This is a genomic window from Mesorhizobium sp. B2-6-1 (assembly GCF_006440475.1).
Taxonomy (GTDB): Bacteria; Pseudomonadota; Alphaproteobacteria; order Rhizobiales; family Rhizobiaceae; genus Mesorhizobium.
In genome coordinates this window covers 26,493-43,276 of record NZ_VFUH01000011.1, presented here as the reverse complement: position 1 = coordinate 43,276, position 16,784 = coordinate 26,493, and the positions used below count along the sequence as shown (strand labels likewise).

General features: G+C 64.4%; 16 protein-coding genes. 1 reads left to right on the top strand and 15 read right to left on the bottom strand.

Going from position 1 to position 16,784, the window contains the following annotated elements; all coding sequences use genetic code 11:
- Position 1 precedes the first annotated feature (1 nt).
- From nirD to FJ443_RS21470, 15 genes are all read right to left on the bottom strand, one after another.
- Positions 2–331, bottom strand: a complete 330-nt coding sequence (gene nirD / locus FJ443_RS21540; protein ID WP_140496179.1) for a nitrite reductase small subunit NirD — start codon at positions 329–331, stop codon at positions 2–4.
- Positions 332–539: 208 nt separating this feature from the next.
- Complete coding sequence (gene nirB / locus FJ443_RS21535; RefSeq protein WP_140665789.1) at positions 540–2,990, bottom strand: nitrite reductase large subunit NirB; 2,451 nt, start codon at positions 2,988–2,990, stop codon at positions 540–542.
- Between the two features lie 20 nt (positions 2,991–3,010).
- Entirely contained in the window at positions 3,011–4,312 is a 1,302-nt protein-coding gene (locus tag FJ443_RS21530; RefSeq protein WP_140566293.1) for a nitrate/nitrite transporter, read from the bottom strand.
- Positions 4,313–4,380: 68 nt separating this feature from the next.
- A complete protein-coding gene (locus FJ443_RS21525; RefSeq protein WP_140496176.1) occupies positions 4,381–4,701 on the bottom strand; it encodes a hypothetical protein in 321 nt (106 codons plus the stop codon).
- A 210-nt stretch (positions 4,702–4,911) separates the two neighbouring features.
- Positions 4,912–6,138, bottom strand: a complete 1,227-nt coding sequence (locus FJ443_RS21520; RefSeq protein WP_181169826.1) for a CmpA/NrtA family ABC transporter substrate-binding protein — start codon at positions 6,136–6,138, stop codon at positions 4,912–4,914.
- 2 nt (positions 6,139–6,140) lie between these two features.
- Positions 6,141–6,743: an ANTAR domain-containing response regulator gene (locus FJ443_RS21515; RefSeq protein ID WP_140665783.1), complete on the bottom strand. Its 603-nt coding sequence runs from the start codon at positions 6,741–6,743 to the stop codon at positions 6,141–6,143.
- Positions 6,744–6,868: 125 nt separating this feature from the next.
- Entirely contained in the window at positions 6,869–7,201 is a 333-nt protein-coding gene (locus tag FJ443_RS21510; RefSeq protein WP_140496173.1) for a hypothetical protein, read from the bottom strand.
- Positions 7,202–7,313: 112 nt separating this feature from the next.
- Positions 7,314–8,114, bottom strand: coding sequence for an endonuclease/exonuclease/phosphatase family protein (locus tag FJ443_RS21505; protein ID WP_140496172.1), 801 nt, complete (start codon positions 8,112–8,114; stop codon positions 7,314–7,316).
- Between the two features lie 107 nt (positions 8,115–8,221).
- The gene (locus FJ443_RS21500; RefSeq protein WP_140496171.1) at positions 8,222–9,685 is read right to left on the bottom strand and encodes a phosphatidylserine/phosphatidylglycerophosphate/cardiolipin synthase family protein; all 1,464 of its coding nucleotides are present in this window, start codon (positions 9,683–9,685) and stop codon (positions 8,222–8,224) included.
- A 120-nt stretch (positions 9,686–9,805) separates the two neighbouring features.
- Positions 9,806–10,831 carry an ABC transporter ATP-binding protein gene (locus FJ443_RS21495; RefSeq protein WP_140496170.1) on the bottom strand — a complete coding sequence of 342 codons (1,026 nt, stop codon included), beginning with the start codon at positions 10,829–10,831 and terminating at the stop codon, positions 9,806–9,808.
- An 8-nt stretch (positions 10,832–10,839) separates the two neighbouring features.
- Complete coding sequence (locus FJ443_RS21490; RefSeq protein ID WP_140496169.1) at positions 10,840–11,682, bottom strand: carbohydrate ABC transporter permease; 843 nt, start codon at positions 11,680–11,682, stop codon at positions 10,840–10,842.
- Positions 11,679–12,599, bottom strand: a complete 921-nt coding sequence (locus tag FJ443_RS21485; protein WP_140496454.1) for a sugar ABC transporter permease — start codon at positions 12,597–12,599, stop codon at positions 11,679–11,681. Before FJ443_RS21485 ends, FJ443_RS21490 begins: the two co-directional genes overlap by 4 nt.
- A 23-nt stretch (positions 12,600–12,622) precedes the next feature.
- Positions 12,623–13,867 carry a sugar ABC transporter substrate-binding protein gene (locus FJ443_RS21480; protein WP_140496168.1) on the bottom strand — a complete coding sequence of 415 codons (1,245 nt, stop codon included), beginning with the start codon at positions 13,865–13,867 and terminating at the stop codon, positions 12,623–12,625.
- Positions 13,868–13,946: 79 nt separating this feature from the next.
- Complete coding sequence (locus FJ443_RS21475) at positions 13,947–14,735, bottom strand: SDR family oxidoreductase (RefSeq protein WP_140665780.1); 789 nt, start codon at positions 14,733–14,735, stop codon at positions 13,947–13,949.
- On the bottom strand, positions 14,732–15,490 hold the full coding sequence (locus FJ443_RS21470; protein ID WP_140496166.1) for a FadR/GntR family transcriptional regulator: 759 nt from the start codon (positions 15,488–15,490) through the stop codon (positions 14,732–14,734). Before FJ443_RS21470 ends, FJ443_RS21475 begins: the two co-directional genes overlap by 4 nt.
- Positions 15,491–15,623: 133 nt before the next feature.
- On the opposite strand from FJ443_RS21470, the gene FJ443_RS21465 reads away from it, so the two are divergent.
- Positions 15,624–16,763, top strand: a complete 1,140-nt coding sequence (locus tag FJ443_RS21465) for a mandelate racemase/muconate lactonizing enzyme family protein (RefSeq protein ID WP_140665777.1) — start codon at positions 15,624–15,626, stop codon at positions 16,761–16,763.
- Positions 16,764–16,784 lie beyond the last annotated feature (21 nt).

Below are 16,784 nucleotides of genomic sequence, written 5' to 3'. Positions count from 1 at the left end.
GTCAGGCCGCGCGGCTTGCCAGCGCTTCGAGCGCGATGAACAAACGCTCGCCCTCGATCTTCACCGGAATGGTGCGCACCGCGCCCTCGTCGGCGCCGAGCGCCTTGCCGGTCTCCAGCGAGATGACCCAACTGTGCAGGGGGCAGGTGACCGCCGCGCCATGCACGATGCCCTGGCTCAGCGGCCCGCCTCTGTGCGGGCAATGATCGTCGATGGCGAAGACCTGGTCCTCGGCGGTGCGGAAGATAGCGATCTTGCCCTGCGGCGTGGCAACACAGCGCGCGCCCCGGCGGGGGATGTCGGACAGGGAGCCGATCGGTGTCCAGGTCATTGGGTCGCCTTTACTTGATACGAATGCGCCCAGGCGCCCCCCTCTGTCCTGCCGGACATCTCCCCCTCGAGGGGGGAGATCGGCAGTTTTGCTGATGGCGTCCGTTCTGCGAAGTTGGCGATTGGCAAAGGCCGTTGTGGCATCCAATCTCCCCCCTTGAGGGGGAGATGGCCGGCGGGACAGAGGGTGGCTCGCGCGAACATCTCCATCACTCCGCCGCCTCCGCGAACCCGACCGAGGCCATCGGCCGGAACTCGTGCTTGTCCTTGCCTGACACGCGTTCCGACCACGGATCGACCTGGGCGAATTTCTGGGAAAAGACGAAGCGGTCGTAGAAGGCCTTGCGCTTGTCGCCATCGTCCATGATCTGGCGCTTGATCTCGGCGATGCCGACGCGCTTGGCCCATTTGTAGATGCGTTCGAGATAGCGGGCCTGCTCGCGGTACATCTGCGTCAGCGCCACGATATGCTCCAGCGCTTCGTCCTCGGTCTTGACCAGGCCAAGCACTTCGGTGCCCTTGATGTCGAGGCCTGCCGCACCCGCGAAGTGGATCTCGTAGCCACTGTCGACGCAGATGACGCCGACGTCTTTGCAGGTCGCCTCGGCGCAGTTCCTCGGACAACCCGAAACCGCCATCTTGACCTTGGCCGGCGTCCACGAGCCCCACATGAATTTCTCGATGCGGATGCCGAGACCGGTGGAATCCTGCGTGCCGAAGCGGCACCAGTCGGAACCGACGCAGGTCTTCACCGTGCGCAGACCCTTGGCATAGGCGTAGCCGGAGACGAAGCCGGCCTGGCCGAGGTCGGCCCACACCGCTGGCAGGTCTTCCTTGCGGATGCCCAGCATGTCGATGCGCTGGCCGCCGGTGACCTTGACCATCGGGATATCGAACTTATCGACGACATCGGCGATGGCGCGCAGTTCGGCGGCATTGGTGACGCCGCCCCACATGCGCGGCACCACCGAATAGGTGCCGTCCTTCTGGATGTTGGCGTGGACGCGCTCGTTGATGAAGCGTGACTGGTAGTCGTCCGCGTATTCGTCCGGCCAGTCGCAGACGAGATAATAGTTGAGTGCCGGCCGGCATTTGGCGCAGCCGCAGGAGGTTTTCCATTCCAGTTCCTGCATGATCGCGGGAATGGTCTTCAGCGCCTTGGCCTTGATCAGCCGGCGCACCTCGTCATGGCCGAGCGTCGTGCAGGAGCACATGGGCTGTACGGCGGCCGGGTTGTACTTGTCGCCGATGGTCAGCACCATAAGTTTTTCGACCAGCCCGGTGCAGGAGCCGCAGGAGGCCGACGCCTTGGTGTGCGCGCGCACGTCGTCGAGCGAAGTCAGCCCCTTGGCCGCGATCGCGCCCGTGATCTTGCCCTTGCAGACGCCGTTGCAGCCGCAGATTTCCGCATCATCCGGCAAGGCTGCAACGGCCGCCATAGGGTCCAGTGGGGCACCCCCCTGGTAGGACTGGCCGAAGATCAACGTATCGCGCATTTGCGATATGTCTGTTTGCTTCTTCTTGAGGTCGTTGAACCAGGCGCCGTCCGCGGTCTCGCCGTAGAGCACGGTGCCGATGATGCGGTCGTCCTTGAGCACGAGGCGCTTGTAGACGCCGGCCGCCGCGTCGCGCAGCACGATCTCCTGGCGGTCCTCGCCCTCTGCGAAGTCGCCGAGCGAGAACAGGTCGATGCCGGTGACCTTGAGCTTGGTCGGCGTGTCCATGTGGACAAAACCGGCCGCCTCGTCGCCGGCGAGTTGGCGGGCGGCGACGCGGGCCATCTCGTATAGGGGGGCGACCAGCCCATAGATCTGGCCGTTCACCTCGGCGCATTCGCCGAGCGCGTAGATGTCCGGGTCGTTGCTGCGCATGCCGGCATCGACGACGATGCCTCTGTTGACGGCGATGCCCGCCTCCTTCGCCAGCGCTGCGTTCGGCCGGATACCGACGGCCATCACCACCAGCGTCGCGGGGATGACGGTGCCGTCGACGAGTTCGACCTGCTCGACCTTGCCGTTGCCCGTGATCGCCTTTGTATTGGCCTTGGTGACAACCTTGATCCCGCGCTGCTCGACGGCGCGCTGTAACAGATAGCCTGCCGCCGGATCGAGCTGGCGCTCCATCAGCGTCGGCATGACATGCAGCACGGTGACGTCCATGCCTTGCGCGTTGAGGCCCGCTGCTGCTTCCAGTCCGAGCAGTCCGCCGCCGATGACCACAGCCTTGGCGCGCGACTGGGCCGCGAGCATCATCGCCTGGACGTCGTCGAGGTCGCGATAGGTGAGAACGCCGGGCAGGTTGTGGCCGGGCACCGGGATGATGAACGGCACCGAGCCGGTGGCGATGACAAGCTTATCGTAGGGTTCGGTGACGCCGTGGTCCGACGTGACGGTCTTCGTTGCGCGGTCGATGGCGACGATCTTGTGGCCCTTGTAGAGGGTGATGTTGTTGGCGATGTACCAGCCGTCGCCATGGATGATGATTTCTTCGTAGGCCTTCTCGCCCGAGAGGACCGGCGACAGCATGATGCGGTCGTAATTGACGCGCGGTTCGGCGTTGAAGATGGTGACGCTGTAGCGGTCCGGCGCCTGTTCCAGCAGGTGCTCCAGCATGCGCCCGGGGGCCATGCCGTTGCCGATGATGACGAGTTTTTGGGTCATGTTCCTAATCCGCTCCGGTGTCACTCTGCAGCATAGGAAAGGGTCGACGCCTTGGTTGATGCGGCCCGCCCCATCCGCCTGACGCTGACATGCATCCAGGCAAAGCAGGCGACGACGAGGACGAAGAGCAGCATGAAGCAACTCGACCAGACGCCGGTGAGATCGTTCAGCGCGCCAAAGGCGATCGGCAGGATGAAGCCGCCAAGGCCGCCGATCATGCCCACGACGCCGCCAACGGCCCCGACGCTCTGCGGATAGTAAGCCGGGATATGTTTGTAGACGGCGGCCTTGCCGAGGCTCATGAAGAAGCCGAGCACGCAGGCGACGGCGATGAAGGCGAGCGGGCCGATCTCGAAATGGAAGGCGATCGGCCCGCTGATGCCGCGCACCACATAGTCTGCCGAGGGGAGAGACAGCACCAAGGTCGCGACGGCACAAACGGAGAAGGTCCAGTAGAGTACGGTACGAGCGCCGACGCGGTCGGAAAGCACTCCGCCATAGGCGCGGAAGATGCTCGCGGGAATCGAATAAGCCGCGCCGATCATGCCGGCGGTCGCCAGCCCGAAGCCGTAAACGCCGATCAGGTAGCGCGGCAGCCACAGCGACAGCGCCACGAACGCACCGAAGGAGAAGAAGTAGTAGAAGGCGAAGCGCCAGACCTGCGGGTTCTTCAGCGGCGCGAATTCCTGCCAGAAGCTCCTCGCAGGCGTGGTCTTGCCGGCGCGGCGCTCGCGAATCACGGGATCGTCGCCGGTCGTGAACCAGAAGATGGCGGCCATGATGACGAGTGCTGCCGCCCAGATCAGCGCGACCGATTGCCAGCCCCAGGCGAGAAGCACGAAAGGCGCCAGGAATTTGGTGACAGCGGCGCCGACATTGCCGACACCGAAGATGCCGAGCGCCGTGCCCTGCCTGCCCGCCGGGAAGAAGCGCGAGACATAGGCGACGCCAACGGCGAAGGAGCCGCCGGCAAGCCCGACGCCGAGTGCAGCGATCAGCATCTGTCCGTAAGTGTGCGCAAAACCGAGCAGGAAGGTCGCTACCGCCGCAGCGAGCATGGTGGCGGTGTAAACCAGCCGTCCGCCATAGCGGTCGGTCCAGACGCCGAGCACCATGCGCACGAGGGAGCCGGTGAGGATCGGCGTGCCGACGAGCAGGCCGAACTCCGTCTCGTTCAGCCCAAGTTCCTGCTTTATGCGCACGCCGATGATGGAAAAGATCGTCCACACCGCAAAGCAGACTGTGAACGCGATGGTGGACATCAGGAGCGCCTGCCGGGGGGCATTGTCCTGGCTGGGCGCGGCTGGGAGGATTGCGGTCATGTCAGGCTCCGGTTTGCGATGGAGAAGCACCGCGCGTGTTTTCTTGATCGATGGTCAGCGGCGCGGCATCAGCGCGGCGAGCTTGGCGCGTTCACTTGGGCACCTTTGCCCTCGGCCACGGCGCCAACCGGGAACAACATCTTCGCTGCGACGAACAGCGCCGCCGCCAGCGCGCTGCTGGCGACAAAATCGCGGCGCGTGAAATCCTTGAGGGTTGTTCCAGTTCCGATCCGTTTCGTCATCGTCGTCTCCGGTTGGGCGCTGCCTGGGACCAGCACCGTCGATTGCGTGTTCGGCCAAACAAAAAAGCCGCCGGCCAGGTCTTCGCGTCCGGGAATCCGGATCGCGTCTTGACCTGAGCGGCAGCTTTGCCTGTGGGCGCCCGCCATTGGACGCCTGTTCCGTGACCCACTAAGGGTCTGGTTATTTCAATGCAGGAACCGTGCCAGTCTCGCCTTAGAAAGGAATTTCGAATGAATTCAGCTGAATAGCCGATTCACGGGCAGATCCGGCCACCAGGTGACAAGGCCAAACATTGGTCAGCTATGCGATCAGTCCGCATAAATTTTGTGCAATGCACAAGAACGGCGCGGAAATGATCACCCTGGCCGCTGCGCCCCGATATAAGCGTCGATCTGGTCCGGATCGAAGATGCGGCCGTCGAAGAAACCGTCGGGGCCGAGCACCAGGCTTGCCCCGGCCGAGCCGACGGGCGTTGCGATCTTCAACGCCCCCTCGACCTTGGCATTGGCGCCCGGCAGCGCCACGCCGAGCGGCTTCAGCGCCGCCCGATAGAGGTCGGGCCGGTAGCAGTCGCGGGCGACGGCGAGGTTTTCAGGCGTGTGCGCGATATCGCCCCAGCGCACCATCTGGGTGTAGAACCACAGCGCATGGCTCTTCCAGGGAAAGTTCGCCGCCTTGTCGAACGGAACGAAGAAGTCCTCGACGTTCCGCTCGGCGCCGCTGCCGAGGCGGAGATGTCCGGTCAGGACCGGCATCTGGATCTCGGTGGACTGGCCCAGGAAGCCGGGCTGCGCCATCAATGCCGCCAGTTCGCCTCGATTGGCCGGGTCCTGGCACCAGCGGGCGGAGTGGTGCAATGCCCTGAGCAGCGCCGCCAGCGCCTCCGGCTGCGCTTCGGCCCAAGCCTTGCGCGCGCCGATTACCTTTTCGGGGCTGTTGCGCCACAGCAGCGCCTTGACGGTGACGATATGGCCGGTGCCGGCCGAGACGGAGGCGCTGTTCCAGGGCTCGCCGACGCAATAGCCGTCGATGCGGCCGGCGGCCAGCGCGTCGGCCATGAAGGGCGGCGGCACGATGACGATCTCGATCTCACCGTCGGGGTCGATGCCGCAGGCGGCGAGCCAATAGCGCAGTTCGTAATTGTGCCCGGAATGCGGATGCACGACGGCAAAGCGCAGCGGGTCGCGGCCGGCCGCCGCGCGTTCGCGGATAAACGCGCCGAGCGCCGCGCCGGCGCGGGCCGGATCGAGATCCGATACGGCGCCGTGCGCCGCCATGCCTTCCCAGACGGCGTTGGAGATGGTGACGCAATTGCCGCCGAGGCCGAGCGAATAGGGCACGATCGTCTCGGATGCCAGCGGCGTGAGCCCGAGGTTGCAGGCGAGCGGCATCGGCCCAAGCATATGGGCAAGGTCGAAATGGCCAATGGCGATGCGGTCGCGGATGTTGGCCCAGGAGGTTTCGCGGTGGAGGACGAGATCGACGCCTTCGCGCGCGGCAAAGCCCATTTCGCCGGCCGCGACCAGCACGGCGCTGTCGAACAGGGGCATGAAGCCGGCGGTGATCTGATGCGCAGCTGTCATGCTCATTCATCCTCCAGCGGCCCGAGCAGCCCGGCTGTCGTCACCAGGCTATGGGCGATGTCGCTGATCTTGCGGTTCTGGTTCATCGCCGTCTTGCGCAGCAGCGTGTAGGCCGCGTCTTCGCTCAGACCCCGCGATTTCATCAATATCCCCTTGGCGCGGTCGATGACCTTGCGGTTCTCGAGTTCGCTGCGCGCTTCCTCCAGTTCGCGTGCCATGCGCGAAAAGGCGTTGAAGCGGCTGACGGCCATGTCGAGGATCGGCTTCACGCGTTCCTGTCTGAGGCCATCGACGACATAGGCGGACACGCCGGCATCGACCGCGGCCTCGATAGAGGCCTTGTCGGAACGGTCGACGAACATGGCGATCGGGCGCTTCACCGCGCGCGACAGCTGGAACATGTTCTCCAGCATGTCGCGGTTGGGGTTTTCGAGGTCGATGACAATCACGTCGGGTTCGATCTCGGCGATGCGGCGCGCAATGCCCGCCACGTCATGGACGACGGTCACCCGCTGATGGCCGGCCTCGCGCAGTCCCGCCTCGATGATCGAGGCGCGGATACGGTTTTCGTCGATCACCAGGACGGCTAGGGAGGATAGGACCATGCCCCGCATTGTGGGCAAGGTCGCGGAATTGTGCAATGCGGCATAGCCAGTGCAGCAGAAGGGGCGTGGCCGCAGCTTACCGCATTGCAATCAGGCCACGCAGATGCACTTCAGCGATCCTCGGGTCAGGTGCAGACACGAACCTCTTCGATCACCCTGTGATGGTGGCGCCAGTGTTTCACCAACTCGATGTGGCAGCGGTGGTGACGATGGTAGCGGCGGTATTCGCGGTCGCTGTAACGAACATCGCTGTCCTCGTCGTCGTTATAGCGATTGTCGATATAACGCTGGCGATCGTGATGGCGGCGCACGACGACCTCGCCATTGTCATAGTCGTCGTCGGGCGAATACTGGGGCTCGTCGCCGGACTGGATGGTGACGCTCGCGGCCTGCGTCGGCGCAATGACGGAAGCCGAAGCGGCCAACGCCATCATCGAGGCCAGGAAAAAGCTTCTCATGTCTCGTCCTCCTGTTGTCCAAGCCATATCAACTCGCAAAAGGAGCCGCCGTTCCGATACCGCCCTACACGCTTTCCAACGCGGTCGACATCAAGGCGTTATCGGCGCGTGGCTACAGGCGGACAAAGGCGGTCAGCGGCAGATGGTCGGAGGCGACCCGCGACAGCGGCGTGTCATGCGCTTCGACGGCCGCGATCATTCCGTGCCGGTTGGCCACGATGCGGTCGAGCGCCAGCAGGGGCAGGTTCGAGGGGAAGGTGGGAACCGCCGGAGGCAACGGTCCAAACGTCAGATGCAGCGTGTTCAGCGCGGAGCGGTTTCCGAGGCGCCATTCGTTGAGGTCGCCGAGCAGCAGCGTCGGCTTCTCGTCGGGGCTGTTCATGATATCCAGTACGACCTGTGCCTGCTGCGACCGCGAACGGCGCAGCAGGCCCAAATGCGCCGCGATGACGCGCAGGGACTGGCTTCCGTCGAGGTCGATTTCTGCCACCAGAGCGCCACGCGGTTCCAGCCCGGGAAGCCTGATCTGATGCACGTCGCGCACGACGCCCTTTTTGAAAAGCAAGACGTTGCCGTGCCAGCCATGGCCCTTGCCGGTTGCCGAAATCGGCACCGGCACCAGGCCGGTTTCCAGTTCGAGCCGGGACAGGTCGAGAAGTCCGGTCCGGTCGCCGAAACGATTGTCCGCTTCCTGCAGGGCGATGACATCCGGGTCGATCTCGCGGATGACGCGACTGGTGCGCTCGGGATCGAACTTGCGGTCGACGCCGATGCATTTGTGGACATTGTAGGAGGCGACCAGCGTTCCGGTGGCGTCCGCCTTGTTGGTCGACGTGGCATTGGCCTTCCGCATCCGTTTGTCGCGAATGGACAAAAGCATGCTTGCCGGCAGGCTGCGCCCGTTCACCCGCATCGTTTGCCCGCCATTCCTGCTGCTTGCACCATGCACCTCAAAAAATAGAACCTTTCGGCATCTGTTCCATCATCGATTTCAAGCTATCTGGCAAACACGTCCTTTTGTTAAAGATAGGGCGAGCCCAGCCACAGGATGCGATCGAACAGACGGATGACGAATGGCCGCGCCCGCAATGCTTCCAGCGTGACAGGGACGGCCGTCTCGATCGCCGCCGCGATCCGCTTTTCGACCTCGCTGGCGAAGCCGGCGTCGAGTACCTCCAGGTCGATCTCGAAATTGAGCCGTAGCGACCTGGCGTCAAGGTTGGAAGACCCGATATAGGCCCATGCGCCATCGATCGAAAGCAGCTTCGAATGGTCGAAAGGTCCTTCCGTGCGCCAGACGCGGCAATAGTGCTTCAGAACCTGGTCGAATTGCGCCGTCATCGCACGGTCGACAAGGAAAAGATTGTTCACCGCCGGCACCACGATATCGATTTCGACACCGCGTCTTGCCGCGGTCGTCAGGGCGCTGATCAGTTCGCGGTCCGGCAGGAAATAGGGCGACATGAGGCGGATCGATTTGCGCGCGACGGAGAAGGCGCCGATCAGCAGCTTGTGATTGGTCTCGACGCTGGCGTCCGGGCCGGACGCGACCGCCCGCACCAGCATGGGCGTGGCGGGCGCCGGCGACAGCGGGGCAATTCGCCAGGCATCGCCCTTCAGCGCCTCGTTGCTGGCGAAACGCCAATCTTCGGCGGCAACCGAAAAGAGGTCGGCTACCACTGGACCGGTCACGCGAAAATGCGTGTCCCTGGAACTGTTGGAGCCGGCAAACTCGGCGGAAAAGCCCTTGCGAATGTTCATGCCGCCGGTAAAGGCAACCGTGCCGTCGACCACCAGGATCTTCCGGTGGGTCCTCAGATTGGCATAGGGCAGGTGCAGGCCCATGACGATGTTGCCGTTGAAGAGCCCGGCGGTGATGTCGGCGCCGCGCAGGTGGCCCAATATGCTGGGCACGGAATAGCGGGCGCCTACGGCGTCGATCAACACGCGCACGCTGACGCCGCGGCGGACCGCCCGGGCAAGGGATTCCACGAAGAGCAGGCCGACGGGGTCATTGTCGAAAATATAGGTTTCGAGCAGGACGCTGCGTTCGGCGCCGTCGATGGCCGCACACATCGCGGTGTAGGCTTCGTCGCCTGTTTCCAGGACCGTGATGGCATTTCCCGGATGAAGCGCGCGCCGCGCCACCCTGTCGCCCAGCGTCCTGAGGCCGATGAAGCGCGGCCCGTATCGTTCGACGATCAGGGCCTCCTCGGCGGCAATGTCGCGGTCGTGCCTGGCGGACGCCAGATCGCCGGCAAGCGAGCGCTGTGCGCTGATCGAGGCGCGCCGGATGCGGTTGATGCCGGCCACGGCATAGATCAGCACGCCCAGGATCGGCGACAGCACCATCACGCCGACCCAGCCGGTGGCGGCCCGGACGTCCTCCTTGGTCATGACGGCATGGGCAATGCCAACGCTGGCGATCATCACCGAGATGATCGCCAGGATTTGAGGCCAGTGAGTCGTCAGGCTCTGCAGCATGGCCGGAACTATCCAGCGAGCGGGTACAGAAGGCAATGCGGCGGGTCATTCGCCCGTTCTCATGCTTCCGCGGGTTATCGCGTCCGCACGCCGGCTACGCGCTGGCCATTCCTGATCGCGTCAGACCGCGCGGCCCTCGCCGTCGAAGAAGTGCAGGTTCGTCGGGGCTGCGTCCAGGCCGATCTCGGCGCCGATCTCGGGCGCCGTTCCTTGATTGTGGATGACAAGACAAGTCTGGCCCGCGTCCAATTCCACGTGGATGAGCGTGACGGCGCCAGTGTATTCGGCAAGCTTTACCTTGCCGCGCAGCGTGGCGGACGAAGGCTGGGCCAGCGACAGGTGCTCGGGCCGAACGCCGATCGAGACGGCCGCCGCAGGCACGGACGCCCCGTGGGTGATTGGCCGTCCATCGGCGAGCGGCAGGATGTTCATCTTCGGGCTGCCGATGAACTGGGCGACGAAAATGGTTCGGGGGCTGTCGTAGAGCTCGCGCGGTGAGCCGACCTGTTCGATCTTTCCGTCGCGCAACACCACGATCTTGTCGGCAAGCGTCATGGCCTCGATCTGATCGTGGGTCACGTAGATCATCGTCGTCGACAGGCGCTGGTGGAGCGCGGCGATCTCGGAGCGCATGTGCACACGCAGTTCGGCGTCGAGGTTCGAAAGCGGTTCGTCGAAAAGGAAGACGTCGGGATTGGCGACGATGGCGCGGCCGATGGCCACGCGCTGGCGCTGCCCGCCCGACAGCTGACGCGGGAAACGGTCGAGCAACGGCTCGAGCTTCAGCGTCGCGGCGGCCTCCGAGACGCGCCGGGCGCGCTCGCCGGCCGGCACTTTGCGGACCTTGAGGCCGAAGCCCATATTGTCGCGGACGGTCAGGTGAGGGTAGAGCGCGTAGGACTGGAACACCATGGCCACGCCGCGCCTGGCCGCCGGAACCTCATTGACCAGACGGCCGCCAATGTGGAGTTCGCCCTCGCTGAGATGCTCGAGGCCGGAGATCAGCCGCAACAGCGTCGACTTCCCGCATCCCGACGGGCCGACGAAGACCACGAACTCGCCATCCTCGATCTCGAGATCGACGCCACGGATCACCTCGACCGTTCCGAACCGCTTGCGGATGTCCTTGAGCAGAAGCTTTGTCATGACTCCCCTTATCCCTTGACGCCGGAGAGGGCGAAGCTCTCGATGATCTGGCGCTGGGCGATCAGATAGATGATGAGGATGGGAACCACGGCCAGGCTCGTCGCCGCCAATTGCAGGTTCCACAAGGGCAGGCCGTAACTGTCGTTGAAGTTGGACAGCGCCAGCGGCAGCGTGAATTTTTCAAGCGAACTGAGGAAGATCAGCGGTTCGAGGAACAGGTTCCACGAATGCAGGAAGGTGATGATCGCAACCGCCGCAAGCGCCGGCCGCGCCATGGGCAGGGCGATCTTCAACCAGACGCCGAAGCGCGAGAGGCCGTCCATCTTGCCGGCCTCTTCGAGTTCCCTGGGCAGCGCGAGGAAGAACTGACGCATCAGGAAGGTCGCCACGACGCCCTGCGGGCCGAAGACCGGCAGAAGGATGAGCGGCCAGTGCGTGTCGATCAGGCCCATGGCGCGGATCAGGAAGAAATTAGGGATGATGGTGACCTCTTCCGGCACCATCAGTGCCATCATCAGGAACAGCATCAACAGCCCGGCGCCGGCAAAGCGGATGCGCGCCAGCGCGTAGCCCGCGAGCGAGGCGATGAACAAGGTCAGCACCGTCACCGTCGCGGCGATGTAGAGCGAGTTGAAATACTGCCGCGCGAAGGGCTGATAGGTGAACACTTCCGCGAAGTTCTCGAAGCGCCAGACGCGGGGAATCAAGGTCGGCGCGCCGAAGATTTCGGTGGTGCTCTTGAAGCCGCCGGAAATCATCCACAGGAACGGGAACACGAAGGGCACGGCCAAAAGCAGCAGCGCCATGGTCCAGCAGATGCGATAGAGAATCTCGGTCCGGCGCTGGGTCACTCCATCTCCTTCCGCCGCAACATCACCTGCACGAGGGTGAGCGCCATCACGATGACGAACATGATCAGGGCCAGCGCGGCCGCGTAGCCGACGTTGAAGAATTTGAAGCCTTGCTGATAGATGTAGAAGGCCAGCACCAGGGTGCCGTTTTCCGGGCCGCCCCCGGTCATCTGGTAGATGTGGTCGAACACCTTGAACGAGCCGATCGTCGTCAGAACCATGATGACCAGCGTCGTCGGCGCGAGCAGCGGCCAGGTGATCATGCGAAAGACCTGCCAGCGCGAGGCGCCTTCCAGCGCCGCTGCCTCCTCGTAGTCGCGCGGTATCGATTGGAGCGCGGCGATGTAGAGGATCATGTTGAGGCCGACCATCTTGATGACTCGGGTGACGATGACGGCCGCCATCGCCCAGTTGGGCTCGCGCAACCAATTCGGGCCATCGATGCCGATCCAGGCGAGCATCTGGTTCACGGCGCCGCCTTCGCCCTGCAGCATGAATTTCCAGACGATGGCCCAGGCGATTGCCGATGTGACCACCGGCGCGAAGAAGACCGTGCGAAAGAAGACGACACCGAAGAACGGCCGCGAAAGCGCCAGCGCGAGGGAGAGCGCCAGCGCCATGTTCAGGGGAACGAGCCCCAGCGCGAAGATCACGGAATTGCGCACGACATGCCAGAAGTCGGGGTTCTCCAGCAGCGCATTCTGGAAATTGCGAAGCCCGACGAAGGTCGCCTGCTGGCTGAGCAGGTTCCACTCGGTCGTCGAATAATAGAAGATGGCGACCAGCGGCCCAAGGAAGAAGACCAGGAAGCCGATCAAGGTCGGGCTGACGAACAGCCATGCCTCCAGCATCTCCCTGGCCTTCAAGCTCAGCCACGGCGCGCTGGCAGGGCGCGCCGCATTGTCCCGGGATGCCATGCCGGCCATGAACCGAAATCCTGTCAGAGCAATGGCTGAATGGCGGCGCAGACGCCCTTCAGCGCCTCTTCGACATTGGCGTCGGCCCGCCACAGCGCGTCGACGCGCGGCGCCATCGCGGCGAATATCTGCGGCACATGCTCATGCGAAGGGTGAACGCGGCCGTTGACGATCGCTGCGGCGACGCTTTTCATCTGCTCGGGCGGGATCAGCTTGTTGGAGTTGACGAAGGCGTCGCTCTCCAGGACGCTCTTGCGGGCCGGCGGAAAGAACTGGGCCATGACAGCCACATTGTCCTTGCTGGTCATGTCGGCCACGAGTTGCGCGGCAAGCTCCTTGTTCTTGCCGGACGCAAAGACTGTCAGCGCGGCCTGGCCGATGACCGGAGCTTCGCCGGCGGGTCCCGAAGGCAAGGGGGCGATGCCCCATTTGAAGCCTGCCTCGGGCATCTTCGAGGCTCGCGAGATCTGGTTCACGGTCATCGCCGAATTGCCGGAGAAGTAGTCGCCCTGCTCTCCCGGCGGCACGATCGACCTGTCCTTGAACACCATATCATGGAGCTGCTTGATGGCAGCCACCGCTTCAGGCTTGTCGAGGCCGCACTGGCCGTCGGCCCACAGATCGCCGCCGTAAGCGCGCACGGGCGGCAGCAAGGCGTGCGTCATACGCGATGCGTAACCTTCGCCATCCTTGAATTCGAAGCCCCATTTGCCGGGATTAGCCTCGGTGATCTTCTTGGCGACCTCCTGGAATTTCTGCATGTTCCACTCGCCCTTCGCGGCGAGCTGGTTGGGATCTTCGACACCTGCTTTGTCGAACATGTCCTTGTTGTAGTAGATCAGGAAAGGCGAGGTGGAGAAGGGCACGCCGTAGACCTTGCCGTCCTTCTGCCAGAGCGCCATGGCGGGCTGGGAGAAATCGTCGAAATTGTATCCCTCGGTCGCCTTGAGCGTCGGGCCGATGTCCATCAGCAGCCCGGCGTTCTCGAAAGCGGGTGCGGCATCCTCCATCATCCAGGCGATGTCGGGGGCGTTGCCCCCGGCGACCTGGAAAGTGAGCTTCTGCGTGTAGTCGGCGACCGGAACGGTCTCGAATTTCACCGTGACGCCCGGATGCTTGGCGATGAAGCCCTGGGCGATGCCGTTCAGCATCTTGAGGTGGGCCTCGCTGCCCGTCCACACGGTCACTCGGAGTTCCTGGGCCAGCGAGTGCGCCGACAGGGCGCACAGCGCCAAGGTCGATAGTGCAAGTTTGATTGCGGTCTTCATGGTTTCCTCCCGAAACGCCGATGGTCCAATCAACAACTGCGGGCGCGCAACGAACGGGCCGGCAGGCGGCGGCGACTTGTCATGCTGTTGTCCCCGGCAGCGCGCTGGGCGCGTCGTCGATCGTCCAGCCGCCGTCGACGGGCAGGTCAGCCCCGGTGACGTAGCGGGCGGCGTCGCTGCACAGAAAAACGAAGGCGCCGACGAGGTCGTCGGCCTGGCCGTGGCGGCCGGCGGGAATCTTCGCCGCGACCGCTTGGCGGAAGGCTGCGTCCCGGTAGCGCTCGGCGGTTGCCTCCGTCTCGATCGCGCCGGGCGATACCACATTCATGGTGACGCCATGCGGCGCAACCTCGCGTGCCATGGCGCGCACCGCCGTAAGTTGCGCCGCCTTCAGCGAAGCATAGACGATCGTTTCCGCGCGCGGACGCCTCGCCATCACGCTGCCGGTCGCGACCACGCGTCCCCATCCGCGCTTGGCCATGGCGGGAACGAGCCGCGTGGCCAGGGTAAGCAGGGCCGTGAAGTTTGCCGCCACATGGGCCTGGATATGCGCTTCGTCGATCTCGCTCCATGCACGGCGCCGCTCGATCGCGCCGTTCGAGACGAGGATGTCGATGGGCCCGGCGCCGGCGGCTTCATCGGTAAAGGCCGACATTGACTTGCTATCGGTGAAATCGGCCTCGAGAACCGCGGTGCCCGGGCCGATAGCGGCAGCCGTTTCGCGCGCGCCGGCGGCGTCACCGAAGTGATGCAGCGCGACGCTGGCGCCATGCTGCGCCAGGGCGATCGCAACCGCGCGCCCGATGCCGGAGCTGGCGCCGGTCACCAGCGCCCGCCGTCCGGCAAGGGAAAAACGGTCCTTGCTCACGGCGACGGCTCCCCGAGCTTGCCGGCCACCTCGAACGAGGCGATGTCGGCCGCGTCGAAATGCTCGTGAATGCGCCGGTCCGCGAGATCGGTGTCGCCCGCCATGATCGCGTCGTAGATCGCCTGGTGCCGTTCGACGGTGGCCCTCCAATCCGTTTCCGTGCGGTTGGAGCGCTGGGAGAACAGTTCCGAAACCTCGCGTTGGACAGACCGCATCCCTTCCATCTGAATACGGATCATGGAGTTGCCCGTGGCCGTCGCGAGGCCGAGGTGGAACAGAATGTCGGCTTGCGTGAAATCGCCAGGCCTCCCGATGCCGGCGTGCATGTCGAGCACGGCCTGGCGCATCATTTCCAGGCCGCGCGGATCGCGGCGCTCGGCGGCCAGCCTGGCTATGCCAACCTCGATGACGCGGCGCATCTCGTTGGCTTCCTGAAGCCGCGTCAGGCTCGAACGGACCGCATAGGCGTAGATGCGCTCCATCGGCTCGCCGCTGAGTGCCTTGGCGCGGGCAACTTTTCCTTGCTGCGTCGAAACGAGGCCGGCGCTGGTCAACTGGCGCAGCGCCTCGCGTGCGATGGGCTTGGAGACGCCGAATTCCCGGGCGATCTCGCCTTCCGGCGGCAGCGCTTCGCCAGGCGCGATGCGTCCGTCGAACAACGCCGCGGCGATCGCATCCGAGACGCCGTCCGCGAGGCGGGAAGGGCTCGCGAGTTTCGCGGAGAAAATCGGCTTGCGTGCTTCGTCCAGGGGCATTCGGAATCCTTTCCGAGCTCACTAGCACGGTTTTCCCGAACATAGCAACTAAGTTTTTTGGTTGCTAAGTTTACAAGTGAAAGCTATGAAGGCGGTGCGAGAGGACCAAGGGAGAAATCTGGAGCCGATGCACATGAGCGATCCAATCGCGGCGGGGCCGCTGAAGATTGCCGAGGTGATTGCCCATCCCCTCAGCCAGACATTGCCCCGGCCCACGGTCACGTCCTGGGGCGTCTATGAAAAGGTCTCGCTGGTCCTGGTCGAAGTGCGCACGAGCGAGGGCATTGTCGGCGTAGGCGAAACCCTGGCGCGGTTCTCGCCCAAGGCTTATGTCGAGCTGATCGAAAGCTCGCTCAAGCCGCGCCTGCTCGGCCAGGACGCGCGCAACATCGGCGCCCTATGGCAGTCCATGCGCCGCGTGCTTTCGGGCAGGGCGGGCGGCGTGCTGATCGAGGCCATCGCCGGCGTGGACATCGCGCTATGGGATATATTGGGCAAGGCGACCGGGCAGCCGATCGCGAAGCTTCTCGGCGGTGTCGGACGCGACCGCATCGACGTCTATGCCGCCGCGGTCAACTGGGTCGACGACGATGCCGCCGACGCTGAACTCGATCGTTATCTCGGCGAGGGCTTTACGCGCATCAAGGTTAAGATGGCGCGGCCCGTGCGCGAAGCCTGCAAACGGATCGAGCGCATCCGCAAGCGCGCCGGCGATGCGATCGGGCTCTGCGTCGATGCGAACTGGGCCTACAATCTGGACGAGGCGGTCGAGGTAGGTCGTGCGCTTTCGGCAAACGGCTATTTCTGGTTCGAGGAGCCGCTGCAACCGGAAAACGAGCAGGGTTATGAGGAACTGCGCCGGCGCTGCGACGTGCCGCTGGCCGCGGGCGAGAGCAATTTCACGTTGGACCAGGCGCAGCGCCTGATCGCCAACCGGACGCTGTCCGTGCTGCAGCCCGACGTGGCGCGCGCGGGCGGCATCTCCGAGACGCGTCGCATGGCCGACTACGCCGCGGCGCATGATGTCGGCTACGCGCCGCATATCGGCATGTCGGGCATCGTCTGCGAGACCGCAAGCGTGCATCTGGCAGCCGCGATGCCGAACTTCGGCGTCATGGAGTGCGAGTGCGACGCCAGCCCGTTCAAGGCCAGCCTGGCCGATCTCGCGCCCGGTTGCGTCAGGCAGAAGAACGGCACGCTGGACGTCCCGCAGAAACCGGGGCTCGGCATAGAGATCGACTGGGACGCCGTCAAGAAACTGAAAGCCGGATGAGACCGAGATGAAGAACCAGGT

Bases quoted from the DNA above. Each gene is read 5' to 3' on its own strand.
- nirD (WP_140496179.1), bottom strand. From the start codon at position 331: ATGACCTGGACACCGATCGGCTCCCTGTCCGACATCCCCCGCCGGGGC.
- nirB (WP_140665789.1), bottom strand. From the start codon at position 2,990: ATGACCCAAAAACTCGTCATCATCGGCAACGGCATGGCCCCCGGGCGC.
- FJ443_RS21530 (WP_140566293.1), bottom strand. From the start codon at position 4,312: ATGACCGCAATCCTCCCAGCCGCGCCCAGCCAGGACAATGCCCCCCGG.
- FJ443_RS21525 (WP_140496176.1), bottom strand. From the start codon at position 4,701: ATGGCGGGCGCCCACAGGCAAAGCTGCCGCTCAGGTCAAGACGCGATC.
- FJ443_RS21520 (WP_181169826.1), bottom strand. From the start codon at position 6,138: ATGACAGCTGCGCATCAGATCACCGCCGGCTTCATGCCCCTGTTCGAC.
- FJ443_RS21515 (WP_140665783.1), bottom strand. From the start codon at position 6,743: ATGGTCCTATCCTCCCTAGCCGTCCTGGTGATCGACGAAAACCGTATC.
- FJ443_RS21510 (WP_140496173.1), bottom strand. From the start codon at position 7,201: ATGAGAAGCTTTTTCCTGGCCTCGATGATGGCGTTGGCCGCTTCGGCT.
- FJ443_RS21505 (WP_140496172.1), bottom strand. From the start codon at position 8,114: ATGCGGGTGAACGGGCGCAGCCTGCCGGCAAGCATGCTTTTGTCCATT.
- FJ443_RS21500 (WP_140496171.1), bottom strand. From the start codon at position 9,685: ATGCTGCAGAGCCTGACGACTCACTGGCCTCAAATCCTGGCGATCATC.
- FJ443_RS21495 (WP_140496170.1), bottom strand. From the start codon at position 10,831: ATGACAAAGCTTCTGCTCAAGGACATCCGCAAGCGGTTCGGAACGGTC.
- FJ443_RS21485 (WP_140496454.1), bottom strand. From the start codon at position 12,599: ATGGCATCCCGGGACAATGCGGCGCGCCCTGCCAGCGCGCCGTGGCTG.
- FJ443_RS21480 (WP_140496168.1), bottom strand. From the start codon at position 13,867: ATGAAGACCGCAATCAAACTTGCACTATCGACCTTGGCGCTGTGCGCC.
- FJ443_RS21470 (WP_140496166.1), bottom strand. From the start codon at position 15,490: ATGCCCCTGGACGAAGCACGCAAGCCGATTTTCTCCGCGAAACTCGCG.
- FJ443_RS21465 (WP_140665777.1), top strand. From the start codon at position 15,624: ATGAGCGATCCAATCGCGGCGGGGCCGCTGAAGATTGCCGAGGTGATT.